Source organism: Actinomadura kijaniata NBRC 14229, assembly GCF_001552175.1.
GTDB classification, from domain to species: Bacteria; Actinomycetota; Actinomycetes; order Streptosporangiales; family Streptosporangiaceae; genus Spirillospora; species Spirillospora kijaniata.
Genome location: NZ_BCQR01000070.1, coordinates 28,702 through 54,452, shown reverse-complemented (window position 1 = coordinate 54,452; position 25,751 = coordinate 28,702). Strand labels below are relative to the sequence as shown.

The following is a 25,751-nucleotide window of genomic DNA, read 5'->3' as shown; positions in this document are numbered from 1 at the left end:
ACCGCGCCAACGCCGCGGCGGCCCGCGACACCACCCGTTGAGAGCGAGGGCTGACATACCCGTTCAGCGCCCGAGGGCGCCACCTTCATGGCGGTCATCTCCACGGCCACCGGCGGCGTCGCCCCGCACGAGCAGAGGGCGGCCTCGGCGGCCCTCAACACCATGCAGCAGGTGGGCGGGTCGGTCGGCACCGCGCTGCTCAACACGATCGCGGCCGGCGCGACCACGGACTGGCTGACGGACCACCGGATCGACCCCGCCCGGCGGACACCGCGGACGGTGGCGGCACTGGCGGAGGCGACGGTGCACGGCTTCTCCGCGGCGACCTGGACCTCCGCGGGCATCATGCTCCTGGCCGCGGCGGCCGAGGACCGGGAGGCCGTCGGGATACCGGTCCACGCCGGTTAGCCCACCGGCGGGCCGGCCTCACCCGCGCGGGAACGGGCTGGCGGGGGTCCCGCCGCCCGTTCCCGCGCGGTCAGGAGGTCAGGTTCTCCCGCCAGCCCGGGTCGGCGGTCAGGACCGTGAGGTACTGGGTCGCCCGGGACACCGCCACGTACAGCACCCGCAGGCCGCGGGGGGACTGGGTGGCGATGGTCTCCGGGGCGACGATCACCGCCGCGTCGAACTCCAGGCCCTTCGCCTCCAGGACGTCCAGGGCCTGGACGCGTTCGGGGAGCCCGGCGGCCAGGCGTTCCCGGTCGGCGGGGGTCCACCGGTCGCCGCCGAGGGGGAGCGGCACGATCAGCCCGATCGTGCCCTCCACCCGCGTCAGCAGCTCCTCCACGGCGGCGCGGGCGGCGGCCTCCAGCTCGGCGGACGGGACCACGTCCACGACCGGCATGATCCCGGAGGACCGGACGGCCCGGGCCGGGCGGGCCTCCGGCAGGGCCATCGCCAGGACGCGGGTCGCGACCGCCGCGATCTCGGTCGAGTTGCGGTAGTTGGTCGTCAGCTCGTACTCGTGGCGGACGCTGCGGGCGGGCCGACGCCGGCCGCGGGACTTGCGCTCCCGCTGCTCGCCGCCCAGGGCGGCGTCCATCGCCCGGCGGGCCTCGTCCAGGTCCTCCCACGCGCTCTGCGCCGGGTCCTCCACGATCGTCCAGGACGCCTGGCGGCCCCGGCGGCCCAGCATCCGCCACTGCATCGGCGACAGGTCCTGGGCCTCGTCCACGACGATGTGCGCGTACTCGGGGCGCTCCTCGGCCACGCCGTCGTCGACGCGGCGGGACCGCTCGATGCGCTCGATGGAGGTGGTGAGCTCCTGCATCTCCGGCTCCCAGTCGTCGCCCGCGACCTCCTGGCCGGTGAGGATGTTGATCCCGTCCACCACGTACGGGTCGTCCTCGCGGACCCGGCGGCGCGACGGACGCGGCGGCGGGCCCAGCAGCGCGTCGAGCTCGTCGAGCAGCGCGACGTCCTGGTAGGTGACGGTCTCCGGCAGCGCCGCCCAGGAGCGCGCCAGCGCGGTCACCGCGCCGCGGTCCAGCTCGCGGCCCGCGGCGCGGCGCAGCCGGTCGGCGTCGGCGAGGGAACCCAGCACCTCCAGCGGGCGGCGGATCGGCCACCACGCCACCAGGAAGTCGGTGAACGCGCGCTGCTCGCGGACCCGCTTGTCGAAGTCGCCGCGCCTGCCGGGGGCGTCGGCCGCCGACGTCCCCTGCCGGTCGATCTCGGCCAGGCCGTCGGCGGCGAGGATCTGGCTCCACAGCTCCAGGTTGGCGTCGGGGGACTGGGCGGCGGCGTCCGGTCCGCCGAGGTCGGTGAAGCGCCGCCACAGCGCGTCCAGCAGCGCCTCGGCCGCGCGGGCGCGGGCGGCGTTCACGCTGCCCCGGCTGCGGCGGTGCACGTCGCCGCGGATCCGGTCGAGGGCGGGACGGTCCAGCGCCACGACCACGCCCCGGTAGACGACGCGCAGCTCGTCCGGCGCGCCGGGGGCCTGGTCGGCCACCGCGCGGCGCAGCACCCGCGCCATGTCCGCCGCGCCCTTCAGGCGCGCCAGCTCCGGGGTGTCGTGGCCGGTCGCCCGCACCCCGTCCACCAGGTCGCCGAGCGAGCGCAGCGCCGCCGACCCCTCGCCGAGGGACGGCAGGACGCGCTCGATGTAGGCGGTGAAGCGACGGTTCGGGCCGACGACCAGCACGCCGCGCGACCCGAACCGGCGGCGGTGCCGGAACAGCAGGTACGCCACCCGGTGCAGCGCCACGGCGGTCTTGCCGGTGCCGGGGGCCCCGCGCACCAGCACGGTCCCGTCGGCGGGCGCGCGGATCACCTCGTCCTGCTCGCGCTGGATGGTGGCCACGATGTCGCGCATCGCGCCCTCGCGGGTGCGGGCCAGCGACGCCAGGAACGCCCCGTCGCCGACCACGGTCAGCCCGTCGGCGGCGTCGGGGTCGAGCAGGTCGTCCTCCAGGTCCACGACGGTGTGGCCGCGCGAGTGCAGCACCCGGCGGCGGATCACCCCGCGCGGGACCTCGGGCGTGGCCTGGTAGAAGTCCTCGGCGGCCGGGGCCCGCCAGTCGATCACCAGGGAGTCGTGGTCGCGGGTCCGCACGCCGATCCGGCCGATGTAGCGCACCTCGCGCCCGTCGACGATCCGCCCCGGGGCCTGGGCGCCGTCACCGTCGCCGCCGGACGGGGCGCCGGGCAGCGGGCGCGGCGTCAGGTCCAGGCGGCCGAACACCAGGCCGTCGTCGGCGATGTCCAGCGCCTGCGCGCGCAGCGCCGCCTGGTGGACCATCGCGTCCCGGTCCACCAGCGAGCCCTTGGTCCCGGCCTGCGCCTGCCGGTACCCCTCCTTGATCATCTCCTGGGCGGCGGCGCGCATCTCCTCCAGTCGCCGGTACGCCACGTCGACGTACTCCTGTTCGGCGGCGATCTCCTGGTCCTTGACCGTGCCGCTGCGGCCGGTGGCCGGGGACGACATGCAGGCTGCTCCTCGCGACGGTGCGCCCGGGGACGGTCCCCCGGGGGAAGGAGACAGCTTATGCGGTACCGCCGACACGGGAGGCGACGCGGCGCTCAGGACCGGTGCGGGTCGGTGCGCGCGGCGATGACGTGCCGGGTGGCGCGGGGCAGGAGGCGCTTGGCGGTGACCGTCGCGCGGGTCAGCGCGTCGGGGAACACGTACAGGTCGTCCTCGGGCCGGGCCAGCGAACGCTCGACCGCGTCCAGCACCCGTCCGGGCGGCATCCCCTTCGCGCCGCCGGTCGCGGCGGGGTGCCGGGCGGCGATGGCGCGGTACATGGGCGTGTCCACCTGCCGGGGGCACACGCAGCGGAACGTCACGCCGCTTCCCCGGTGCTCGACCGCCAGCGCCTCCACGAACGCGTTCACCGCGGCCTTCGCCGACGCGTAGGCGCTGGTCAGGTGACCCGGCAGCCAGGCGCCCAGCGACGAGAACACGACCAGTTCGCCGCGGCCCCGTGCCAGCATCCCCGGCAGCGTCGCGCGCGCCACGACGACGGTGCCGAGGAAGTCGACGCGCAGGACGCGTTCGACCTCGGCCAGCGGCTGCTCCAGCGCCGCGCCGAGCGGGCTGATCGCGGCGGCGTGGACGACGCGGTGGACCGCGCCGCTCTCGGCGACGACGCGCGCGACGGCGTCCGGGTCGGTGACGTCGCAGACGCGGGTGTGCAGGTTGGGGGAGCGGCGGGCGGTGGCGGCGAGGCCGTCGGCGTCGACGTCCACGGCCACCACGTCCCAGGCCGCCGCCGCGAGCCGCCGCGCGGCCAGCGCCCCCAGGCCGCTTCCCGCCCCGGTGACCAGCGCCGTCCGCGTCATGACCGCACCTCCGTGGCCGCGTCGAAGACCATCTCCAGGTGCTCCACGCACGTGCCGCTCAGCGCCCGGGCGCGGTCGAGCCCCAGACCGCGCAGCTCCGCCGCGACCGGGTGGTCGCCGAGCCGCAGGGACACCCCGCCGGGACGGGCGCGCACGCCGTGCGGGGCCATCGTCCACGGCACCCGCCGGGTGACGCCGTCCAGGCAGGAGAAGGCGTCGAACGTGGACGCGGCGGCCCGGCCGGGCATCCGCACGCCCGGCCGGATCGCCACCTCCAGGGCGGTCCGGCCGCCGACGCGGACCGCGCACCGCCTGATCCGGCCCGACAGGTCCATCGGGATGTCGGCCATCTCCTTGGGGAAGCCCCAGATCGAGCGGCCCGCCTCCAGCGTGAACGCCTGGTTCACCGGCAGCCAGTGGATGAACGCGCCGAAGCCGCGGGCCCGGCCGGGCGGGCGGACCAGGAACGCGACCGCGAACTCGTGGTAGGGCCCGAGGTCCCCGTCGGCGTAGCGGACGAACGCCAGCGAGCAGATCGCCCGTCCCGGCAGCGGCCGGGCGACCTCCAGCCCGGAGTAGCCGATCACGGCCTGGGCGGGGCCGGCGGGCACGGCGAACATCGCCGACGCCACGGACGCGTCCCGGACGCGCACCGGGAGGGCGACGGTCTCGCCCTGGATGACATGGGTGGTGGCAGTGGTCGTCACGCCATAAGTAGAACAGGTTCTCGTTTTGATGTCACGGGGTGTCCCGCCGCCGGTTCCCGCCTTCCACGGCGATGCGAATGCGTTCCAGCGTCGCGCGCATCCCCCGGCGGTTCAGCGCGGCACGGCGGTCGGCGGGGACGCCGGTGAAGACCCGGCCCATCAGCGACACCGGCCGCGCGCTCCGCGAGTCGCGCCGCAGGTCCTCCCAGTACTCGGTCAGCCGGGTCCGGCCGCCGCCGATGCCCTCGATCCGGTAGCCCCACAGCGCCACCGGCATCCCGAAGCTCGCCACCCGGAACGCGAACACCTCGCCCGGCACCACCGCCGACACCCGGCAGGTGGTGAACCAGACCCGCCAGCCCAGCCGGTTGAACCCGACGAACCGGGTGCCCTCCGCCACCTCGCCGCGCACCCACACCGCGAACAGCTCGGGGCTCCACTCCGGCATCCGCCGCAGGTCCGACACCGCCGCGTAGACCTCCGCCGGTCCGGCGCCGACGGCCACGCTCTCCTCGACGACCCACTCACGCTCCATGCCGACGATCATCTCGCGGCGCCGTGGGGTGGCGGGCGCGGGGCGGTCAGCGGAGCGCGGCGAAGCGGTCCCGCCAGGCGGCGTACCAGCCCGCGAACCACGGGTGCGGCTCGGCCAGCGGCAGGATGTAGGTGATGGTCTCGGCGTAGTAGCGGCGCTGGAAGTCCGGCGCCATCCGGTCGAGGGTCTGCACGTTGCTGACCCGGTCGGCCAGCTTCACCAGCACGGCCCGCTCCGGGGCGTCGCCGAGCCGCCGCAGGTAGGCGGCCTTGGCGGCGCGCTTGGCCTGCCGGTCCGGCCCGGCCGCCGGCGGCTTGGTGAGCCAGTCGACCAGCTCGGCGACACCCTCCCCGAATTCGGCCTCGACGTCGGCGACGGTCGCGTCGGTGTCCTCGACGACGTCGTGCAGCAGCGCGGCGGCCAGCATGTCGGGATCGGTGACCCCGGCCCCGCGCACCAGCACCTCCAGCGCCTCCAGCAAGTGTTCCAGGTAGGGCGCGCCGGTCGGGCGCCGCTGGTCGCCGTGCCAGCGCGTCGCCGCCTCCGCGGCGCGTTCCAGCGTCGCGACGACCCGCTCGTCCAGCCCGGCGGCCGCCAGTCCCGCGCGGGCCTCGTCCCAGGTCCGCCAGCTCGTGAACATCTCCATGCGCATCCCCGTCCCGCTCGTCTCCTGCCCGCATTCTGCCTGGTGGACCCGGCATACCGGGCGAACGCCGGGAAGGGCCACCGCGGGCGGGTCATCCGTTTCCCGTCGAATGTCCCAGTGATGATCAAGAATGGCGCCATGGGATGGATCGGGATCGCGACGGGTCACGAGCTCACCGTCGAGGGGACGCGGCGGCCGGTGCTCGCCTGCCGGACGGCCGCGGGCCACGCGCCGGCCAAGATGCCCGCCAACGTCAGGAAGGATCCGGTCGCGGTACGCCTCGCCGCCCTCTGCGACCGGCTCGGCGAGCACGCGCGGGCGGTGCACGACCAGGTCGAGTCCTGGATGGTGCGGTCGCTGCCCGTCCCCGCCGCGGTGTTCGCGGCCGTGTGGGACGACCCGGTGTGGCGCGAGACGCTCACCGACCTGGTCATCGCCCCGATCGTCGACGGCGCGCCCGACCTCGACCGCTGCGCGCCCCTGCGCGAGGGCGCGTGGACGGGCGCGGACGCCTTCGCGATCCCGCACCCGCTGCTGCTCGGCGACGAGCTGCCCCTCTGGCGGGGACGGAACCTCACGCAGGTCGTCGAGCAGGTACGCCGCGAGGTGTGGACGCGTCCCGCGAGCATGGACCGCACGTTCGGCGTGGTCGACACCCTCGGGTACATGGACGCCCGCTACGAGAGCGGCGCCGCGTTCGAGCGCCGCGTGCACGGGCTGGGCGGGCGGATCAAGGGGGACAGGGCGCGGTTCACCGTGCACGCGCCCGAGCCGCTCGGCATCGAGATCGACCTGGACTGGAGCGGGCCGATGAGCCCGGCCTACATGGCGTCGCTGAGCTTCACCGCGGGCGGCCGGGAGATCGGCGACATCGCCTGGTCCGAGGGCGTCCGCCTCCTCATGGCCCTGTACGCGGACCGCACCGTGGACGAGACGGAGCCGGTGGTGGAGGCGGCCGAGGCGTACTCCCGCTACTGCGACGCCCACCAGGGCGAGCCCGGCACCGTGGCGCCCTCCGGCACCACCGCTCCGACACGGGACGTGCTGCTGCGTGCCGGGGCGGTGCTGCCGGGCACGCCCGCCGGCTCCGGCGAGGACACGTCCGTCGCCGTCCGCTACGAGCATCCCGTCCTGGACGAGCCGGTCGTCACACTCGTCCGGCGCGCGGCCGTCGACGGGGACAAGGCCGAGAAGTCGCTGTACGGCCTGGCCCCGGTGGCGGAGACCGGCGTCGGCGCCGTGCACGCGGGTCCGCTCGGCTTCCTGGCGTCCGCCCTGCGCCGGTACCCGGCGCACCGCGCCCGCATCCTGGCCGCGCACACCGAGCTGCGGGCCGCCCGCGGCCTGGCCGCCCGCAAGCCCGGCCTCGCGCGCACCGCGCTCACCCGTACCGGCGACGACCTGGAGACGCACGCCCCCGAGCTGCTGCCGTCGTTCCACGAGGAGTGCGCGCGGATCCTGGCCGCCGCGGGCAGCGCCCGCTTCGCCGCCGCGTTCTTCGAGAAGGCCCGGGCCGCCGAGGACGCGCACGCGCTGCCGGTCGACGAGGCCGCGCTCGTCGCGGCGCACCTCGCCGCGGGACCGGACGCCGTCGGGACGGCCACGCTCAAGAAGCACGGCAAGCGGCTCGCCGCCCGCCATCCCGCCCCCGGCGCGTACCGCTGGCACCGCGGCCTGCTCACCGGCTGGTGCGAGGAGGTCCCGGGCGGCGCGGACGGCGCGCTGGCCCTGGCCGACGGCTGGGCGGCGCTGGCGAAGGCCGCCGGGCACGCGCTCGGCGGGCCCGAGGACGAACGCGCCGTACGGGCCCTGCTGGAGAGCGGCTGCATGGAGTCGGCACCGCGGGCCCTCTGGAAGTTCGTCCTTCCGCTGCTCGGCCCGATGGCGCGGGCGGACGCGGGCGTCGGCCGCGCGCTCCTCGGCGTCCTGCCGCTGCCCGCCAAGGACACCCCCCGGGCGAGGAGCGCGGCGGTGGCGCTCCTGCTCGGCAACCTCGCGGGCGCGGGCCTGACCGCCCCGTTCACCACGTCCCCCGGGCTGGCGGGGGCGGCGGCGAAGGACTGGCTCGGCCGCTTCCTGAAGCTGTACGCGGGGCTGGCACTCCCCGTCGCCGGTCTCGGCGACCTCCTGCACGATGCCGGTGCGCGGCTGCGCGCGGAGGGTCTCACCTGCGACGACCACGAGGCGGTACTGGGAACGGACGAGGACGAGGTCAATTACTGGGAGGACACCGCCGCCGACCTCCCGCTCCTCGACCTCCTCCTGGACCGCGGCGTCCCGCTCGCGCGGCCCCGGCTGCTGCACACGTTCAAGCTGTACGACCGGCTCGCCTCCGGAGCGGGCACCGACCTGGCCGCCGTCGCCGCCGACCCGGACTGGGCCCCGCTGCTGCGCGACGCGATCGTGGGCAACGTGACCAACCAGCTCAACGTCACCGAGCCCGCCGTCCCGAAGCAGACCGCCCCCGAGACCGTCCGGGCCCTGACCGCCACACCGGGAACGGCGCGGATCGTCGCCGCCATCCTGGCCGAGCACGCCGAGCGGGTCCCCCGCCAGGGGCTTCCGGACGCGCACGCCGCCCTGTGCGACGCCGGGCGGTTCACCATCGCCGGAGTCCCCGGCCCTCTCCTGGACAGCGTGCGGACGATCGCGACCGGGACCGACCCGGCCCGCGCCCTCGCCCTCACCCTGAGCGGCGGCGTCCTCGACGAACTGGAACTGCCCGCCTTCGTCCCCGGTCACGTCGACACCTTCGTCGACTACCTGGAGGAGAGCGGCGCCGACCTGCTCCTGATCCAGTCCGGCCGGCTCTGGGAGCACCAGTTCCGCGCCTCCGTCGTCACACCGGAGGGAGTCGGCCCGTCCCATGGCTTCGGCACGTACGAGTCCGTCTCCAGCCGGTCCCACGAACGGACCGAGGCGCGCGACCTCTACGACCGCTGCCTGATCGCCGTGAACGGCCGGGTCACCGTACTGGACCACGGCGGCCCGCACTGCCCGCACGGCGGCGCGCACCCCGCCGCCCGCCGCGTCGCACCGGCCGACGGCGAGCGGGTCGTCTTCCCCGGCGGCGCCGAGGCCACCGTGTGGCGCGGCCAGGGGCGGATCATCGAGCTGCGGGACCCGGCCGGGCGGACCATCGGCCGCTACGTCCGCGGCTGGGGCCGGGTGCCCGAGCACGACGGCGCCGCGAACATCGGCACGGTCGAGCACCACCGCTACGCGTCCGGGACCCGCCTGGTCGCGCCTCCCGGCTGGTGGTCGGCGATGCGGCCGCGCGACCCCGAGGGGTCCAGGGCGCTGCGCGCCGTTGACGAGAGGAAGGCGCAGGACCTGATCGACGTCGTGGACGCCGCGCTCGCCGCCGACCTCATGCGGGCGCTGGACCCCGAGAGCGAGTACTCGAAGCAGGACGCCGTCCGCGACGAGCTGGCGGGACGGCTCCGCCCGCTCCTGCCGGAGATCACCGACGAGTCGCTCCGGAAGGGCGTCACGTTCCTGGTGTGGACGGCCGTCGAATGCCGCGAGCGCGCGTTCGCCCTGCTGGAACGCCTGGCACTGACCCCGCCGCCCCACCTGCGCCCGGCTCCCGCCTCCGCGGCGCCCGCCGTCCGGTCCGAGAAGGTCCCCGAGCCGGACGACCCGGGGCCCCAGTCCGCGTACGACAGGATCGTCCACTTCACCCGGACCGCCGTCGACGTGCCGTACGAGAAGGAGATCGCGACATTCCACGCCCCCGCCGTCAAGGGGGTCGAGAACACGCTGGGCCGCCTCGGCGCCGCCGTCCTGGAAGCCGCGTGGGACGACGGCGGCGGGCGCGCGCGGCTCCGGGAACTGGCCGCCGTCCCCGAACTCCTCCGTACCGACGGCACCTGGCACGTCGCCCGGCTGCGCCCGGAGTACGAACTCGGGCAGATCCGCTCGGGCTACGGCCCCATCGCGGCCGCCGCCGTCGCCGACTACGAGGAGGTGGGGCACGGGTACGCGGTCACGGCGCTCCTCTACACCCCGGATGGCCCCGATCCGCTCCTGTTCACCCGCAACCGCGTCGTCGAGCTGCGGACCTGCCGTGGCTGGGGCGACCCGGACCGGCTCCGGCGGGCGCTCGACCTGATCGCCGAGAACGGCCCGCCGCCCGTGGACCGGGAGGCGACCGTACGGGCGTTCGCCGAGGCCACCGGCCTGTCACCGGCCCAGTGCCTGATCCTGCTGTCCACCTCGGCCCGCACGCTCTCCTGGCCGGACGGCTGGGCGCGGGGTCGCGCCGCCGCCCTCCGCGAGGGCGACGCCGCCCGCGCCCGCGAACTCGACCTGACCCAGGCCGGGCTGCGCGCCGCCACGCTCTCCCTGGAGGCGCTCACCACCACCGACGAGGCCGTCGAGGTCGTCGAGCTGCTCATGCCCGACGACCCCGCCGACCTCTGGCGCACGGGCCCCGACCTGGACCGGGCGGTCGCGTACTGGACGGAACGCCACCCGAGGCTCACCCCGCTCACCACCGGGCAGTGGGTCACCCTCGCCTCCGGCGCCGAGGACGCCCTGGAAGCGCTGATCGCCCTGCTCGGCGAGCGTCCGTCCGTACCGCCGCCGGGTCACATCGCCCGCGCCGCGAGCCTCCTGGCCGACCGCCTGCCCAAGGACCACCCCGCCCGTACGACCGCCGCCGCCCGCCTGCGTGACCTGCACGAACACGTCACCGGCCCGGACGCGACCCTCCCCATCGCCACCGGGGTCACCTCGGTCGCCGCCCTGGAGCGAGCCGCCGGGGCGACCGCGGCCCACCTCCCGGAGGGCAGGCTCGCCATCAGCGAGGCCCTCACCCTGGAGCCTGCCGGGGACGGCTACCGCGTCCACCTCCGCCCGTCCCGCTGGTCCGACCTGGACGCGCTGGCCCCGGCCCTCCGCCGCGGCGGCGCCACCGATGCCGCCCTGGTCGTGGCGGACCTGCGCTTCCTCCGTTCGCCCGAGTCACGGGAGGTCGCGGCCCGGCTGGAGTGACGTTCCCGGAGGGGCCGCCTCGCAGGTCCTGCCGGGACACAGGGTCTACGCCCGCCTCGGCGAACACATCTCCGCCCAGGTCACCGCCGACGTACCCGCTGACCGGTCCCTCCGCCGCCGCCGAAATCCGGTCCGATCGTCCTCGAAGGACGGTTCGTCCGCGTGCTCTGGCCCGCTCGTGTCGCGCGGGAGGCACGGGACAGGGCATGGTGGAGTCCTTGCGGTACCGCTGGGAGAACAGGTCTGACGGAAAGGCCGGACGGGAGGCGCACGGTCGTGGTCGGGGGCCGGCAGCGGCTGGTGCTCGGGGTGGGCGCGGGGGCGGTGGCGGCGGTCGTGTGCGCCGTGCTGGTCTCGCGGCTGGTCGTCAGCGCCGAGTGGTGGCAGGTCCGGCACGCGGTGACCGACCGCCCCGTGGCGTGGATGGAGCGGATCGGCCCGCCGCCGGGCCCGCTGGCCGTGCGGTGGCAGCGGTCGGCGCGGGTGCACAGCGGGCCCGTCGCCGGGTACGACAGCGTCTCCTACGAGATCGTCCTCGGGCAGGTGGTGACCGCGACCGGGCGCGGGCTGGAGGTCCGCGACGCGCGGACCGGACGGGACCGGTGGAGCTACCGCCGGGTCGGCTGGACGCTGCTGGGCTGGGCCGCGACCCGCGGCCAGGTGGTCGGCTACTTCGAACGCGACGGGCGGCGCGGCGAGCACCAGATGGTCGGGTTCGACGCGCTGTCGGGCGGGATGCTGTGGCGGCGGACCGGCGACCGGCCCGCCGCGGTGGGACGCACGACGCTGCGCTGGCCCGGCGGGTCCGGCGTGGTGATCACGGCGGACGCGCGCCGCACCGCGGTGTTCGGCAGGTCGGCCGAGAGCGGGCTGCGGCTGTGGAAGCTGCGGCTCCAGCCCGGATGCCGCCTGTTCGAGGACGCCGCCCACCCCTCCGACGGCGTGGAGGAGCTGACGGCCGTGGCGCTGGACTGCGGGCGCCGCAGCCGACTGATGGCGCTCGAACCCGCCTCCGGCCGGGTGCGGTGGATCCGGGACCTCCGGTCGGACGTGGCCCCCGAGGTCACGGCGCTGGGCGAGGTCACGCTGGTCGCCGACGGCGCCGAGCTGCGCGCCTACGACCGGCACGGGACGCTGGTCGGGACCTGGGACGGCGACGTGTGCGGCGACGCGATGTGCCCGTCGGCGCTCACCGACAACGGGCGGCTGGTCGTGGTGCTGCGGACCGGCGAGCGCCCGGAGAGGGCGCGGATGGTGGTGGTGCGGATCGCCGACCGGCGGACCGAGTGGGACCGGGAGGTCCCGGGGTACACCGCCCTCGCGCACGCCGGGGACCGCGTGTACGCGCTGCGCCCGAGGCTGGCCGAGTGGCTGCTTCCGGCGGCGGTGGACCTGGTGGACCTGCGGGAGGGGCACGGCGGGCGGACGACGACCGTTCCGGTGCCGTTCACGCTGGACCCGGACCTGCGCGGGGTGCGGCCGTGGCTGTCGGCGGCGGGCGGCTACCTGTTCGCGGCGGTGCCCGAGGCCGCGCCCCGCCCGGAGGGCTCGGCGCGGCTGGTGTCGCTGAGCGGCGGCCCGGTCGGCCCCGGCCCCGACGAGCTGGCCGGGGTGCGCCCCCAGGAGTGGCCGGACGCCTGCGCGCTGCTGACCAAGGAGGACCTGTCGGCGGTGGGCCTGGCCGACCACGTGGCCCGCCCGGGCCGGACGAGGGTCGGCCCGGTGCCGCTCCCGCGCCCGGTGACCTGCACCTACGAGCCGAAGGAGAAGCGCGGCGCCGACCGCCGCCCGGCGCGCGTCAACGAGGGGCTCGGCCGCCGCTCCCTGACGGTGACGGTCCGCTGGACGGCCTCCTCCGGCCCGGCCGCCTCGGGCCTGCTCAACGCGTTGCAGGCGACCCAGGCCCAGGCCCGCCGCCGCTTCGACCTGGGCGGTGACGAGGCCTACGACATCGGCCCGACCTCGGGCACCGTCGCGCTGCGCGTAGGCCGCCGCATCGTGGTGGTGAGCGCCTCGCCCCCGGCGACGACCCCCCGCCTGGCCCGCACGGTGGCCACGGCGGTCACCCGCCACCCCGCCCCCTGACCGGCCGGGCGGTCAGGCGGTCCGGGGGCTCAGGGCGGGCCGCTCCCCGGGCGTGTAGGCGCCGGCCCAGGTCTCCAGGTGGTGGACGAACGGGCGGGCCTGGACCGGCCAGTGGAAGCGCTCGCGGGCCGTCTTGTAGCCCTGGCTCGCCAGCGAGTCGCGCAGGTCCTGGTCCTTGCGGAGGCGGCGCATCGCCTCGGCGGCGGCCTCGGGCGCGTTGAACGGGACCACCAGGCCGCTGCCCGTGGGCTCCACGATGCCGCGGGCCGGGGCGAGCGGCGTGGTGATCACCGGGATGCCGTGGGCCATGTACTCGATGACCTTGGTCGGCATCGAGTGGCGGTAGTTCGGCTCGTCGTGCAGCAGCGACAGGCCCGCCGTCGCGCCCTCGACGATGCGCAGGGCGCGGTCGTTGGGGACGAAGCCGTACCAGCGCAGCAGGCCCTCGCGCTGGGCGTCGCGCAGGGCCGGGCGGACCTCGGGGTCGGCCGCGCCGATCAGCTCGACCATGATGCCCTCGGGCGCCAGCAGCCGCGCCATCTCGATCATGTCGAACGCGCCCCGCGCCCGCGACAGGTGCCCCACGTACACCGCGCGGTTGTCGTCCGGCGGCGTGGGTGGGGTGTCGGCCACGTAGGTGGTGTTGGGGACGACCGGGTGCTCCCGCGTGAAGCGGTCGCGGTAGCCCTCCTCGGCCAGCAGCAGGTGGTGGCGCCGCTCGGCGCGCCGCTCCAGGCGGCGCACCGCCGGGCGCAGCAGCGGCGCCAGCGGCGCGGGCAGCCAGCCCTTGGCGGTGAGGGCGGCGGCGGTGTCCTCGTGGACGTCCCACACGACCGTGCGGCGGCGCACCGCCCGCGGCATCCCCACCAGCAGCTCGGGGTCGTGCAGCAGGACGATGTCGGCGTAGGCGGAGTGCTCGGCCAGCGCGCGGTGCGCCGCCCGCAGGGCGTGCAGGCGGCGGCGGCCGGTGGCGCGGGGAACGTCCACGGGGCTGATGTTGCGCCACGGCGTCACGTTGCAGGCCCGGAACGGCGCGATGTAGGTGACCTCGTGACCGGCGTCGAGAAGCGAACGGATCTGCCGGTGCAGAATCCGGGCGTCCTCGGGGTGGTGCACGACCGTGCAAACACAGACCCGCATTCCATTCACTCCGGAAAAGAGCCGGGAATCATCCGAGAATGATTCTTGTGGCAGGGGGGAAAGCGCCGATGACGGGCCGCTGGACGGGAGGTTAAGGATCACAGGAGTTCGACGGTCTCGGCGGCGCGGCCCCGGGTGCGGCCCCGCGTGTCGAACAGCAGGCGGGCGTGCCGGGTCAGCGTCGCGGGGTCGTAGTCGCGGTGGTCGGCCAGCACGATCGTCAGGTCCGCGGCCTCCAGCGCGGCCGTCAGGTCGGTGCTGCGCGGCACCTCGGCGTCGCCGACCCGCCAGCGGTCCACGTGCGGGTCGTGGAACGTCAGCTCCGCGCCGAGCTTGGCCAGGCGGCGCGCCACCGGGCGGGCCGGGGACTCGCGCTGGTCGGCGATGTCGGCCTTGTAGGTGACGCCGAGCAGCAGCACCCGGGAGCCCTTGAGGGCGCGGCCCTCGCGGTTGAGGAGCTGCTGGGCGCGTTCGACGACGTAGCGGGGCATGCGGTCGTTGATCTCCTGGGCCAGTTCCACGAAGCGGAAGGGGTAGCCCAGGGAGCGGACCTTGTAGGACAGGTAGTTGGGGTCGATGGGGATGCAGTGGCCGCCGACGCCGGGTCCGGGGCGGAAGGCCTGGAAGCCGAAGGGTTTGGTGGCGGCGCAGTCGATGGCGTCCCACAGGTCGATGCCCAGTTCGTGGCAGAAGACCGCCATCTCGTTGACCAGGGCGATGTTGACGTGCCGGTAGGTGTTCTCCAGCAGCTTGGCCATCTCGGCCTCGCGGGTGCCCTTGGCCTGCACCACCTCCTCCACGAACTTGCCGTAGAAGGACGCCGCCGCCGACGCGCAGTTCCCCGTCAGGCCGCCGACGATCTTCGGGGTGTTCGCGACGCCGTACACCGGGTTGCCCGGGTCGATGCGCTCGGGCGAGAACGCCAGGTGGAAGTCCCGCCCCGCGACCAGCCCGGACTCCTCCAGGATCGGCCGGACGACCTCGTCGGTGGTGCCGGGATAGGTGGTGGACTCCAGCACCACCAGCGTCCCGGACGACAGGTGACGCGCGATCGTCGCGGCCGCGCCGCGCACCGCGGTCAGGTCCGGCCCGCCCTCGGCCGACAGCGGCGTCGGAACGCAGATCACCACCGTGCGGGCCCCGTCGAGGACCGCCTCGTCGGTCGAGGGCGTGAAGCCCGCCTCCCGCATCGCCGCGACCTCGGCGTCCGAGACGTCGTCGATGTGCGAACGGCCCGCGGACAGCCCCGCCACCACGCGTTCGTCCAGGTCCAGGCCGCCGACGGCCAGGCCCGCCCGGCAGGCCTCGCGCACCAGCGGCAGCCCGACGTAGCCGAGCCCGATGACCACCAGATCCACCCGGTGGCTCCCTTCACGAGACAGTGATCCGTTCATGCCGGACGCTTTCCGGCGACGTTCGGACTGTAAGGGAGCGCCATCGGGCGAATCGCCCCTGCTTCCACCTCTTCCGGAACTGTTAACGAAGCCGTCACGTCGGGTTCCACGATTTCGGCGAGGTCGCTGACATCACTTGTTATTACTGGGAGTTCATGTTTCGGCAAGAAGGGAAATCGTGCAGGAATCACCATCCGCCGCACCCGTCTCCGCGCCGGTTTCCGGCCCGGTCCTGCACGTCCTGGGGGCCCGGCCGAACTTCGTCAAGGCCGCCCCCGTGATCCGGGCGCTGGGCGAGCGCGGCGCGCACCAGACCGTCGTGCACACGGGGCAGCACTACGACGAGCGCATGTCCGACGTCTTCTTCCGCGACCTCGGCCTGCCCGAGCCGGACGTCAACCTCGGCGTCGGCTCCGGCGGCCACGCCGAGCAGACGGCGGCGCTGCTGGTCGGCCTGGAGCGCGAGTTCCTCGACCGCGCCCCCGCACTGGTGGTCGTCTACGGCGACGTGAACTCCACGGTCGCCGCCGCGCTGGCCGCCGCCAAGATCCACATTCCGGTGGCGCACGTGGAGGCCGGGCTGCGGTCGTTCGACATGACGATGCCCGAGGAGGTCAACCGCCGCCTCACCGACCAGCTGTCGGACCTGTGCTTCGTCACCAGCCCCGAGGCGATCGGCCACCTGGCCGGCGAGGGCGTGCCCACCGGGCGGATCCACCTGGTCGGCAACCCGATGATCGACACGCTGCTGGCCAACCTGGACCGGTTCGACGTCGCCGCCGCCCGCGCCGCCCACGGCCTGCCCGAACGCTACGTGCTGGCGACCCTGCACCGCCCCGCCAACGTCGACGACCCCGCCACCGCCGGGGCGCTGGTCGGGCACCTGCACGGCGTCGCCGACCTGGCCGACGTCGTGATCCCCGTGCACCCGCGCGGCCGCGCGACGCTGCTGGCCGCCGGGCTCGCCGACCACCCCCGCCTGCACGTCCTCGACCCGCTCGGCTACGTGGACTTCCTCGCCGCGGTGCGCGGCGCGGCGGCCGTCGTCACCGACTCCGGCGGGCTCCAGGAGGAGACGACGATCCTCGGCGTCCCCTGCCTGACGGTCCGCCCCAACACCGAACGCCCCGTCACCATCACCCACGGCACCAACCGCCTCGTCACGTTCGAGGAGGTCGTCCCCGCCGTCCGCAAGGCGCTGGAGGCTGGGACCGCGGGCGAGCGCCGCACGCCGCCGCTGTGGGACGGCGCGGCCGGGCCCCGCATCGCCGACATCATCCTGGAGTTCCTCGGTGACTAGCTCCGACGACCCCGTGAAGGCCCACCGCCAGGCCGCGCGGCTGCGCGCCCAGCTCAAGGAGAGCCAGACGCGCGTCCAGGAGCTGGAACGCCGCCTGGAGGCGCTGGAGAACTCCACGACCGTGCAGGTCGGCAGGCTGGTCGCGGGCGCGGCCCGCAACCCCAAGCGGCGCGCCCCCCGGCTGCCCCGCGAGCTGTACCGGGTCTGGAAGCAGCGGCACGCGCCCCGGCCCGTCAGGGGCGGCCGCAACGGGGAGCACCCCGTCGAGCCCGAGCGCGTCGACCGCCCCGAGAACCGGCTGCTGGTCGCCGGGCCCCACGAGGGGCCGATCGTCGCGGGCGTCCTGGCCCCCGGCACCGCCGACGCGCTGCGCCGCCGCATCCCCGCCCTGAAGGTCGTCGAGCTGTACCCGCACGACGCGGCGACGGTCCTGCCGGGCGCCGACGTGGACGCCCTCGTCGTGGACGCCCGCGCCGGGGACCCCGGCGGCCCGTGGGCCTACCTGGGCGTCCCGGGGGTGTTCGACCGCGAACGCGCCCTGCACCACCTGCGCGACCTCGCTCACCGGCGCGACCTTCCCCGCGTCCTGGTCGGCGACCCCGTGCCCCCCGTCCTGGCGTCCCTGGACTGGGACGCCACCGATCTCGCCGCCGCCCTGTCCCACCGAAAGGATCTCCTGTGCGACCTCGCGCCCTCGTCTACGGCGACGTCGATCTCAACCTGATCGACGGTTCGGCGATCTGGGCCCAGGGCATGGTGCAGGCCCTCGCCCGCGCGGGCTGCGCGGTGACGCTGGTCCTGAAGGCCCCGGTCCGGACGGGGCGCCTGGTCGACCCGCTGCGCGCCCTGCCGAACGTGACCGTCCGCAGCCCGCACGCCGAGGGGCTGGTCGCGACCGACCAGGGCATGCACCCCCGCACCGCCGCCACCGTCCTCGCCCGGATCGACGCCGCCGGCCCGCACGACCTGGTCGTGGTGCGGGGCCGCCGCCTGGCCGGGCGGCTCGCCCACACCGACCTGTCCGGACGGCTCTGGACGTACCTGACCGACGTCCCGCAGTCGGCGGCGGGCTTCACCGGGCAGGTGCGGGGCGAGCTCAACCGGGTCGCCGACGCCTCCCGGCTGCTGCTGTGCCAGACCGAGGAGCTGCGGGGCTTCCTGGAGAGCGCGGTGCCCGCCGCCGCGGGCAAGAGCGTGCTGTTCCCGCCGGTCGTGGTGCTCCCCGACGGCCTGGAGCCCCGCTCCGAGGGGGCCCCGGAGGGCCGCACCCTGCGCATGGTCTACACCGGCAAGTTCGCCCCGCGCTGGAACACCCTGGAGATGACCCGGCTCCCGGCGCTGCTCGGCCGGCGCGGCATGGACGCCGAGCTCCACATGGTCGGCGACAAGGTCCACGACGACCCCGACGACCCCGGCTACGCGCCCCGGATGCGCGCGGCGCTGGAGGGCAGCCCCGGCGTGGTCTGGCACGGCGGCCACCCGCGCGCCGAGGCGATGCGGCTGACCGCCGCCGGGGACGTCGGCGTGTCCTGGCGGCACCCGAGCATGGACGCCAGCCTGGAGCTGTCCACCAAGATCCTGGAGTGCGGGGCGCTGAACGTGCCCGTCGTGCTCAACCGCACCCCCATGCACGAACGCCTCCTCGGCGCGGACTACCCGCTGTTCGCCGCGACGGAGGACGACGTGGTGGACGCGTTGACGCTGGTCGGCAAGAGCCCCGACGCCTACGCGCTGGCCGCCCGGCGCTGCCGCGACGCCGCCGCCGACTACACCCTGGACGCCGCCGCCGAACGCCTGACCCGCTCCCTGGCGGCGGCGTTCCCCGAACCCGACCGGCGGGTGCTGCGCGCCGGGGGCCGCAAGCTGCGCGTCGGCGTCGCCTCGCACGACCTGAAGTTCTTCACGCGGCTGCTGGAGTACTTCGACTCCCGGCCCGACATGGAGGTCCGCGTCGACCACTGGTCGGCGCTGCGCGCCCACGACCCCGAGCGCGGCCAGGAGCTCGTCGACTGGGCCGACGTGATCATCTGCGAGTGGTGCGGTCCCAACGCCCTCTGGTACGCCGAGCGCAAGCGCCCCGGCCAGCGCCTGGTGGTCCGGCTGCACCGTTTCGAGCTGTACGCCGACTGGCCCAAGCGGCTGAACATCGACGCCGTCGACCAGGTGATCTGCGTCAGCCCCCACTACGCCGACCTGACCCGCGAGAGGACGGGCTGGCCGCGGGACAAGGTCACCGTCATCCCCAACTGGGTGGACGACGCCGACCTCGACCGCCCCAAGCTCCCCGGCGCCGAGCACCACCTCGGCTTCATCGGCGTCGCGCCGTCCCGCAAGCGCCTGGACCTGGCCCTGGACGTGCTGGAGCGCCTGCGCCGCGACGATCCGCGCTTCACGCTGTTCGTGAAGACCAAGCTCCCCTGGGAGTACTGGTGGATCTGGCGGAAGAAGGAGGAGCGCGAGCACTACGAGGAGGCGTTCCGCCGCATCCGCCGCTCCCCGCTGCTGGCGGGCGCGGTCGTGTTCGACGACTACGGCCGGGACGTGGCGGCGTGGCTGCGACGCGTCGGGTTCGTGCTGTCTACCAGCGACGACGAGAGCTTCCACCTGGCGCCCGCCGAGGGCATGGCGTCCGGCGCGGTCCCGGCGCTGCTGCCGTGGCCGGGAGCCGACACGATCTACGACACGCGCTGGATCCACGACGGCACCGACGCGATGGCCGACGCGATCGCGGCGACGGTCGCCGAGGGCCGGTGGGACACCGAGCGCCGTCTCGCCCAGTCGCAGGTCCGCAGCGCCTACGCCCTGGACGAGGTCTGCCGCCGGTGGACGGAGCTCCTGGCGGCGGAGGCGACGGACGCGGCCCCGGCGGCGGTCACAGCCTGAACACCCGGTCGACGACGCGGGAGGCGGCCTTGCCGTCGTCGAGCGGGCAGAACCGCTCCACGAACGCGTCGTACCTCTCCTTGTAGTCCCGGGCCGTGACGTCGGCGTCGCGGATCGCCTCGATCAGGGCGTCCGACGACTCGACCAGCGGCCCGGGGGCCTCGGCCTCGAAGTCGAAGTAGAAGCCGCGCAGCCGGTCCCGGTAGTCGGCCAGGTCGTAGGTGAAGAACAGCATCGGCCGCCGGGTGTTGGCGTAGTCGAACATCACCGACGAGTAGTCCGTGATCATCACGTCGGCGACCAGGTACAGCTCGGCGATGTCGGGGTACAGCGACACGTCCCGCACGAACCCCGACCCGTCCTCGGGGACGCCGTCCACGACGTTGCTGTGCAGCCGCACCAGCAGCACGTGGTCGTCGCCCAGCTCGGCCCGCGCCCGGTCCAGGTCCAGCCGCATGTCGTGCCGGTAGCGGCCCCGGCTGTAGTACTGGTCGTCCCGCCAGGTCGGCGCGTACAGCACGATCCGCTTGCCGGCGGGGATGCCCAGCCTGGCCCGCACCCCGGCGGCGATCGCGTCGGCGTCGGGGTGGTACAGCACGTCGTTGCGCGGGTAGCCGGTCTCGATCAGCTCGCCCTTGAACGAGAACGCGCGCCGGAAGATCTCGGTGCTGAACGGGTTGGGCGACAGCAGGTGGGTCCACTCCGGCAGCGTCGGCGCCACCGGCGCCTCGGCGGCCTTGCCCTTGCTCGCCTGGGCCCGCAGGGCGTGCTTCATGCCCGGCGCGTAGGCGAAGTGGACCTCCTTGATGTCCTTGCCGATCTTCTTCAGCGGGGTGCCGTGCCAGGTCTGCAGCACGGTCTGGTCGGGGTGCCGCTGGAACCAGTCGCCGAGGCGGTGGTTGGCGACGATGTACCGCGCCGACGCCATCGCCTCGTGCCACTCGCGCCCGTTCAGCCGGATCGGCCGGACGGTGTCGGGCAGCTCGACCTGGCCGTCGTTGACGACCCACAGCTGCTCCAGCCCCACGCCCCGGCGCACCAGCTCCTCGTGGATCGCGCGGGTGCTGTCGGAGTACTGGCGGCCGTTGAAGCAGGAGAACACCACCGCGTCGCGCAGCCCGGTCTTCGCGACCTTGGCGCGCGCCTCGGCGCGCAGCGCGGACGCGCCGTTGCCGCGCTCCTCGGGGGCCAGGTCGCTGGTCACCGCGATCGCCAGGCCGTTGCCGCGCATCTCCAGCTCGTAGCCGCGCCGCCGCACCTCGACCGCGTGCGGCTCGATCGCCCCGGCGGCCCGCACGGCCAGCGGGCGCCCGCCCCGGGGCCGGAACAGCACATCCCAGCGGCCCTGCCGCAGCGGCAGCACGCCCGCCACGCTCGGCACGGCCGCGACCGGCACCGACGCGCGCAGCCGGTCGCCGTCGGCGACCATCGGGAAGGAGTAGTCCTTGCTGCGGCCCCGGCTGCGCAGCACCAGCTCGCCGTCGGTGTGGACCGGGTGGGCGCCGGTGACGGTCAGGGTGCCGTCGGCGGCGAGCACGGCGGTGTCCACCTGGAACCGGGAGGTGCGCAGTTCGAGGCGCAGGTACCCGGACGCGCCGCGCCCGGCGAACGCCTCCTGCACGCCGATCAGCCTGCGGACGTCGGCGGCGTCCTCGGCGAGCACCAGCGGCTCGCCGTCCAGCAGCACCGCCCAGTCGCGGGTGTCGTCGATGGCCTTGGGGTCGGCGTTGCCGTCGCCCTCGGGCAGCGGGACGCGCGCCCGGAAGGTGTTCCCGGAGACGGTGACCGGCACGTGCGCCACGTCGTCGCCGAGCGTCAGCGTCATCTCGCGGGGCGGCGCGGCGGCGGTGCCCTCGATCTCCAGCTCGTCCCCGGCCCAGCGCAGCGCGGTCGCGCGGGCGGTGACGGTCTCCACCGAGATCCGCAGCACGCCGTCCACGATCCGCGGCACGATCCGCACGTCGTCGGCCACGTACTGGTACGGGGGGCGCGCCCCGGACCCGCCGGTCCCGCCGCGCAGCGGGGCCGAACGCAGCACGCCCGCGTTGAAGACGGTCGCCTCCACGTCCCAGTGGCCGTCCACCCACCGGCCGCGCCGCCGCAGCTTCCTCGGGTCGATCGTGAACTCGAACCCGGTCCACGGGCCCGCCTTCTTGCCCGGCTTGGGCGTCTTGCGGGCCAGCAGCGGGATGCGGCGGCGGCCCTGCCGCAGCGTCACGCTCTTGATCGCGGTCCAGCGGCGGCTGCTGGACACCGAGTTGATGTACGCCTCGCCGGACACCACCAGCCTGCCGTCGCGCCAGGCCACCTCGTGGACGCGGCTGCGCAGCCGCACCTCGGTGCGCGCCCGGTACAGTTCCGGCGGCAGGTCCATCTTGTCGTCCTTCCAGTACGGATGGACGACGTAGCGGTGCAGGCCCTCCCGGACGATCGCCGGGGAGGGCTTGCCGCGCGCGTAGCGGACGACCTTGACCAGCTCGGTGCGGCGGCGCTGGGCGGCCAGGTGCCACTTCAGCCGGGTCACCGCCGGCACGTAGGCCAGGGCCTGCGGCTCCAGCCAGTCGGCGTGCGCGGCCACCAGCTCGATGATCTGGTCGCGTTCGGGGTCGGCGGCGTCGGGCAGGCCGTCCAGGAACGCGCGCAGCTCCTCGTTCAGCACGGCGGTCAGGAACCGGCGGCGGTCCCGGGGCCGCCACGCGCCGTCCATCCGCTCCAGCACGGCCTTGACGGCCGCGAACGAGTGCGCGGCGGCCTGCGGCTCGGCGCACGGCTGCGGGGTGAGCTCGCCGCGGCGGCGCACCACCACGTCGGCGAGGACGTCCACCCCGTCGGCCAGGTGGTGCGCGGGCACCACGACGGCCAGGTCCTCGTCCCGGTCCACGTCGGGGAACGCCAGCCGGTGCCGCTCCCAGAACGCCTTCCGGAACAGCTTGCCCGACACCGTCCGGTCGGCCAGCAGGTTCGGGCGCCGCCGGATGTGCGTCCCGGAGACGGTGTCGGCGAACGCCGCGCGCAGCGCGGCCGGGCGCACCGAGCCGCCCTCGCGGCGCACCGCGACCGAACCGGCGGCGAAGTCGCAGCCGCTGGCGGCCAGCGAGGCGTGCAGGCGGTGCAGCGCGTCGGCGGGCAGCACGTCGCCGTCGTCGGCGAACGCCAGGTACTCCCCGGTCGCCTGGCCGACGCCGATCGCCCGCGCCATGCCCCGGCTCGGCGCGCCCTGCCGGATCAGCCGGAACCGCTCGTCGGGCAGCTCCACTCCGGCCACGGCTCCGGTGCCGCCGTCCACCACCAGCACTTCGAGTTCACGGTGGGTCTGCTCGGCCAACGACTGGAGGGTCTCGGCGAGGTCCGCGCCGGTGCGGCGGGCGCTGACCACGACACTGATCCGATGAGTCGCCAAAGCGGGCTCCTTAAGGCGGGCCCCGCGCCCCCTGTCAGGGGCGCGGGGAACGGCGGAACGCCGGGTGCGGGGGGTTCACCTGGAACGCCGGAGGGGTGTGGGAGAGGGGAGGAGAAGGGTAACCGACCGGGGCTACTTCTTCGGCGGACGCCCGGCGTCCTTGTCGTCAAGGAAGATCCGGCGGACCGCGCGCTCGCTGGCCTGGCCGTCCTCCCACGGGCAGAACCGCTCGCGGAACGCGTCGCGGAACTTGGTGTACTGCGACTCCCACGGGGCCCCGGACGCGAACGACTGGAGCAGCTCGTCCTCGGTGTAGGCCACGAGGCCGGGCGGGAACTCGGTGATGTCGAAGTTCACGCCGCGGGTGATCTTGTAGGTCTCCCAGTCGTTGGCGAAGACCACGATGGGCCGGTCCGGCAGCACCGCGTAGTCGAACATCGCCGACGAGTAGTCCGTCAGCATCGCGTCGGAGGCGATGTAGAGGTCCTCGACGGTCGGGTACGCCGACACGTCGATGACCCGCTCGGGGTCCAGCGTGCCGGGGGCCGGGCGGTAGAAGTAGTGCGCCCGCAGCAGCAGCACGTACTCGTCGCCCAGCTCGCGCGCGAACCGCTGGATGTCGAACATCGGCTCGAACTTGTTGCGGTACTCGCGGTGCGTGGGCGTGTAGAGGACGGCCTTCTTGCCCTCGGGGATCGCCAGCCGCTCCCGGAGGCGGGCCCTCTCCTTGTCGGTGGCGCGGACCAGGCGGTCGTTGCGCGGGTAGCCGATCTCCAGCATCTCGGCGTTCACCGGGAAGCTGCGCTCCCACGCCTCGGTGGTCAGCGGGTTTGCCGAGACGTGGAAGTCCCAGCGCTCGCTGCGCTCCATCAGCTCGGTGAAGTCCATCCCCTTGGCGCCGGCGGGGAAGTACTGCTGGTCCAGGCCCATGCGCTTGAGCGGGGTGCCGTGCTGCGTCATCACGTGCACCTGCCCCTTGCGCTTGATCACGTGGTTGGGGAAGTTCACGTTGTTGACGAAGTACTTGGACCGGGCCATCGTCCGGTAGTACTCGCGGGTCCCGCTGACCACGAACGGGACGCCCTTGGGCATCCCGGCCGCCTTGGACGGCTTGACGATCCAGACGCTGCGGACGTGCGGGGCCAGCTCCCTGGCCTTCTCGTACATCGCGGCCGGGTTGCAGGCGTAGCCGCGGTACCAGTAGGAGGCGAACACCGCGGTGTTCGCCTCGACCGGGCGGCGCAGCTGGGTGTGGTAGTACGCCCGCATGCCCTTGCGCTTGGCGAAGTTGATGCCCTTGCGGACCTTCTTCTTGGCCTTGCCCGCCTTCTTGCGCAGGGCCTTGCGCGCCATGAAGCGGTCGTAGCCCTTGAGGTCGTTCTTCCGGATGAACTCGTACTTGACGGCGAGCGTCTCCAGGAGCGGCCCGGGGTTCTTGGTGGCCGAGGCGATGGAGCCCTCGGTGGGCCGGTCGTGGCCCGCCGGGCGGTACTTGTTGAACGTCTTCGACATCTCGGCGAAGAACCGGGCGCGCTCGGCCGGCGGCACGCGGTCGCCGCGCTCCAGGATGACCAGCAGGTGCCAGATCGTCCGGTCGAACATCATCGGGCGGAACCGGTCGGCCTCCGGGCCCATGGAGTCCATGAACGCGAAGATCCGGTCGTACTGCGCGAACGCGTCGAAGTGCTTGGTGGAGGCGGTGCGGGTGATCGCGCCCTGCCGCCGCTGCCGGTAGATGTAGCAGACCTGGTCCAGCAGGCTGATCTTCTCGGCGGCCATGAGGACCGGGTAGGTGACGTTGACGTCCTCGTAGTACCCGTGGCTGAACCGCAGGCCGAGCCCCAGCAGGAAGTCCCGGCGGATCGCGCGGTTCCAGGCCGTCATCATCAGCCGCAGCACGCTCTGCCGGTCGGCGGCGGTGAACACGTCCGGGGCCGGGGGCTCGCGGAACAGGTGGTTGATCACGCTGCGCTTGACCCGGCCGTCCCAGTACTCGCGCGCGTAGTCGAAGACCAGCACGTCGGGGCGGGTCTCGCAGAGCCGGTCGTAGACCGACCGGACGCCGTCGGAGGTGGCGTAGTCGTCGCTGTCGAAGAACCACACGTAGTCGCCGGTGGCGCGGTCGAGGCCGACGTTGCGGGCCCCGCCGAGGCCCTGGTTCTCGGTCAGGTGGATCACCTGGAGGCGCGGGTCCCGGGCGGCGTACTCGTCGAGGATCTCGCCGCTGTGGTCGGGCGAGCAGTCGTTCACCGCGATGACCTCCAGGCTGGGGAGGTCGGGGACCAGGATCGAGTCCAGGCACTGCCGCAGGTATCCCTGCACCCGGTGGACCGGAACGATGATGCTGAGCGAGAGGGCGGGGCCGGAATTCATACAGTGGGCCAATCGACTACTGGACGGGCGGGCCGAGGGGAGCAGCCTGCGGGTGAACCGGCCGTGGAGCGCCGGTGTCCCGACAGAAGCGCCCTAGGGACTTTAGCGCCAACCGTGGGAGTTGGTTCGCCACTTGCTCATGTGAGGTTAACGCTGACTTCGGGCACAAAAGGGTATCCGGCGCTGTTGGACGATCAAATTGGACACAGAGCGTGACCGGTGTCCGGCGGACGTCGGGGCGCGCCGGACGGCGGCCCCGCGCGGACGGGCCGCGCGAGCGGGCGGCGGCCCCTCGCGAAGGGTCCGCACACTCCGGCTCATCGGCCGTGACCTGGGCATAAACCGTCAATGTGACCTTTGGGAAGAGGCTGAGTAGGCTTTCGGGCGACCGACGTAACCGGATGTTCACTCAGCGTACCCATGGAATCGCCGATCACGGGGAGAACACCCGGCGACACCCCCCGCGCGTCGCCGGTCAACCGGGCGTGTCCGTCGGACGTCTGGCAG

At 74.5% G+C, this 25,751-nt stretch carries 15 protein-coding genes; 6 read left to right on the top strand and 9 right to left on the bottom strand.

The genetic code is table 11. The features are described from left to right. The first annotated feature begins 87 nt into the window (after positions 1 to 87). Complete coding sequence (locus AKI01S_RS22515) at positions 88 to 408, top strand: MFS transporter (protein WP_067821328.1); 321 nt, start codon at positions 88 to 90, stop codon at positions 406 to 408. A gap of 70 nt (positions 409 to 478) precedes the next feature. On the opposite strand, the gene AKI01S_RS22510 is transcribed toward AKI01S_RS22515, so the two are convergent. From AKI01S_RS22510 to AKI01S_RS22490, 5 genes are all read right to left on the bottom strand, one after another. Continuing rightward, on the bottom strand, positions 479 to 2,926 hold the full coding sequence (locus AKI01S_RS22510) for a HelD family protein (protein WP_067821325.1): 2,448 nt from the start codon (positions 2,924 to 2,926) through the stop codon (positions 479 to 481). 95 nt (positions 2,927 to 3,021) lie between these two features. Continuing rightward, positions 3,022 to 3,783, bottom strand: coding sequence for an SDR family NAD(P)-dependent oxidoreductase (locus AKI01S_RS22505; RefSeq protein WP_067821322.1), 762 nt, complete (start codon positions 3,781 to 3,783; stop codon positions 3,022 to 3,024). Further along, a complete protein-coding gene (locus AKI01S_RS22500; RefSeq protein WP_067821319.1) occupies positions 3,780 to 4,490 on the bottom strand; it encodes an acetoacetate decarboxylase family protein in 711 nt (236 codons plus the stop codon). The genes AKI01S_RS22505 and AKI01S_RS22500 overlap by 4 nt, the downstream gene beginning before the upstream one ends. 31 nt (positions 4,491 to 4,521) lie before the next feature. Continuing rightward, positions 4,522 to 5,025 (bottom strand): SRPBCC family protein, encoded by a 504-nt coding sequence (locus tag AKI01S_RS22495; protein ID WP_067821316.1) that lies wholly within the window; start codon positions 5,023 to 5,025, stop codon positions 4,522 to 4,524. 46 nt (positions 5,026 to 5,071) lie between these two features. After that, on the bottom strand, positions 5,072 to 5,671 hold the full coding sequence (locus AKI01S_RS22490) for an HD domain-containing protein (protein ID WP_067821340.1): 600 nt from the start codon (positions 5,669 to 5,671) through the stop codon (positions 5,072 to 5,074). Between the two features lie 138 nt (positions 5,672 to 5,809). On the opposite strand from AKI01S_RS22490, the gene AKI01S_RS22485 reads away from it, so the two are divergent. Together AKI01S_RS22485 and AKI01S_RS22480 are read left to right on the top strand one after the other, a co-directional pair. After that, complete coding sequence (locus AKI01S_RS22485; protein ID WP_067821313.1) at positions 5,810 to 10,669, top strand: DUF4132 domain-containing protein; 4,860 nt, start codon at positions 5,810 to 5,812, stop codon at positions 10,667 to 10,669. 276 nt (positions 10,670 to 10,945) lie between these two features. Then, complete coding sequence (locus AKI01S_RS22480; RefSeq protein WP_067821310.1) at positions 10,946 to 12,754, top strand: outer membrane protein assembly factor BamB family protein; 1,809 nt, start codon at positions 10,946 to 10,948, stop codon at positions 12,752 to 12,754. Positions 12,755 to 12,766: 12 nt separating this feature from the next. On the opposite strand, the gene AKI01S_RS22475 is transcribed toward AKI01S_RS22480, so the two are convergent. Beyond that, on the bottom strand, positions 12,767 to 13,894 hold the full coding sequence (locus AKI01S_RS22475) for a glycosyltransferase family 4 protein (protein WP_067821307.1): 1,128 nt from the start codon (positions 13,892 to 13,894) through the stop codon (positions 12,767 to 12,769). Between the two features lie 98 nt (positions 13,895 to 13,992). Continuing rightward, positions 13,993 to 15,288, bottom strand: coding sequence for a nucleotide sugar dehydrogenase (locus AKI01S_RS22470; RefSeq protein ID WP_067821304.1), 1,296 nt, complete (start codon positions 15,286 to 15,288; stop codon positions 13,993 to 13,995). Positions 15,289 to 15,520: 232 nt separating this feature from the next. Between AKI01S_RS22470 and wecB the strand changes: the two genes are divergently transcribed. Genes wecB through AKI01S_RS22455 form a run of 3 tightly spaced genes read left to right on the top strand, consistent with a single transcriptional unit; the run spans position 15,521 to position 19,471 of the window. Next, positions 15,521 to 16,588, top strand: coding sequence for a non-hydrolyzing UDP-N-acetylglucosamine 2-epimerase (gene wecB / locus AKI01S_RS22465; protein ID WP_067821337.1), 1,068 nt, complete (start codon positions 15,521 to 15,523; stop codon positions 16,586 to 16,588). After that, the gene (locus AKI01S_RS22460; protein ID WP_067821302.1) at positions 16,581 to 17,312 is read left to right on the top strand and encodes a hypothetical protein; all 732 of its coding nucleotides are present in this window, start codon (positions 16,581 to 16,583) and stop codon (positions 17,310 to 17,312) included. Before wecB ends, AKI01S_RS22460 begins: the two co-directional genes overlap by 8 nt. A 29-nt stretch (positions 17,313 to 17,341) precedes the next feature. Then, complete coding sequence (locus AKI01S_RS22455) at positions 17,342 to 19,471, top strand: glycosyltransferase (RefSeq protein ID WP_157420018.1); 2,130 nt, start codon at positions 17,342 to 17,344, stop codon at positions 19,469 to 19,471. Here the strand turns inward: AKI01S_RS22455 and AKI01S_RS22450 are convergent. Beyond that, complete coding sequence (locus tag AKI01S_RS22450) at positions 19,461 to 22,871, bottom strand: bifunctional glycosyltransferase/CDP-glycerol:glycerophosphate glycerophosphotransferase (RefSeq protein WP_067821299.1); 3,411 nt, start codon at positions 22,869 to 22,871, stop codon at positions 19,461 to 19,463. The two genes, AKI01S_RS22455 and AKI01S_RS22450, sit on opposite strands and share 11 nt — an antisense overlap. 132 nt (positions 22,872 to 23,003) lie before the next feature. Beyond that, a complete protein-coding gene (locus AKI01S_RS22445; protein ID WP_067821296.1) occupies positions 23,004 to 25,244 on the bottom strand; it encodes a bifunctional glycosyltransferase/CDP-glycerol:glycerophosphate glycerophosphotransferase in 2,241 nt (746 codons plus the stop codon). Positions 25,245 to 25,751 lie beyond the last annotated feature (507 nt).

Coding starts and splice junctions, on each gene's coding strand:
- AKI01S_RS22515 (WP_067821328.1), top strand. CDS start 88: ATGGCGGTCATCTCCACGGCCACCGGCGGCGTCGCCCCGCACGAGCAG.
- AKI01S_RS22510 (WP_067821325.1), bottom strand. CDS start 2,926: ATGTCGTCCCCGGCCACCGGCCGCAGCGGCACGGTCAAGGACCAGGAG.
- AKI01S_RS22505 (WP_067821322.1), bottom strand. CDS start 3,783: ATGACGCGGACGGCGCTGGTCACCGGGGCGGGAAGCGGCCTGGGGGCG.
- AKI01S_RS22495 (WP_067821316.1), bottom strand. CDS start 5,025: ATGGAGCGTGAGTGGGTCGTCGAGGAGAGCGTGGCCGTCGGCGCCGGA.
- AKI01S_RS22490 (WP_067821340.1), bottom strand. CDS start 5,671: ATGGAGATGTTCACGAGCTGGCGGACCTGGGACGAGGCCCGCGCGGGA.
- AKI01S_RS22485 (WP_067821313.1), top strand. CDS start 5,810: ATGGGATGGATCGGGATCGCGACGGGTCACGAGCTCACCGTCGAGGGG.
- AKI01S_RS22475 (WP_067821307.1), bottom strand. CDS start 13,894: ATGCGGGTCTGTGTTTGCACGGTCGTGCACCACCCCGAGGACGCCCGG.
- AKI01S_RS22470 (WP_067821304.1), bottom strand. CDS start 15,288: ATGAACGGATCACTGTCTCGTGAAGGGAGCCACCGGGTGGATCTGGTG.
- AKI01S_RS22455 (WP_157420018.1), top strand. CDS start 17,342: ATGGTGCAGGCCCTCGCCCGCGCGGGCTGCGCGGTGACGCTGGTCCTG.
- AKI01S_RS22445 (WP_067821296.1), bottom strand. CDS start 25,244: ATGAATTCCGGCCCCGCCCTCTCGCTCAGCATCATCGTTCCGGTCCAC.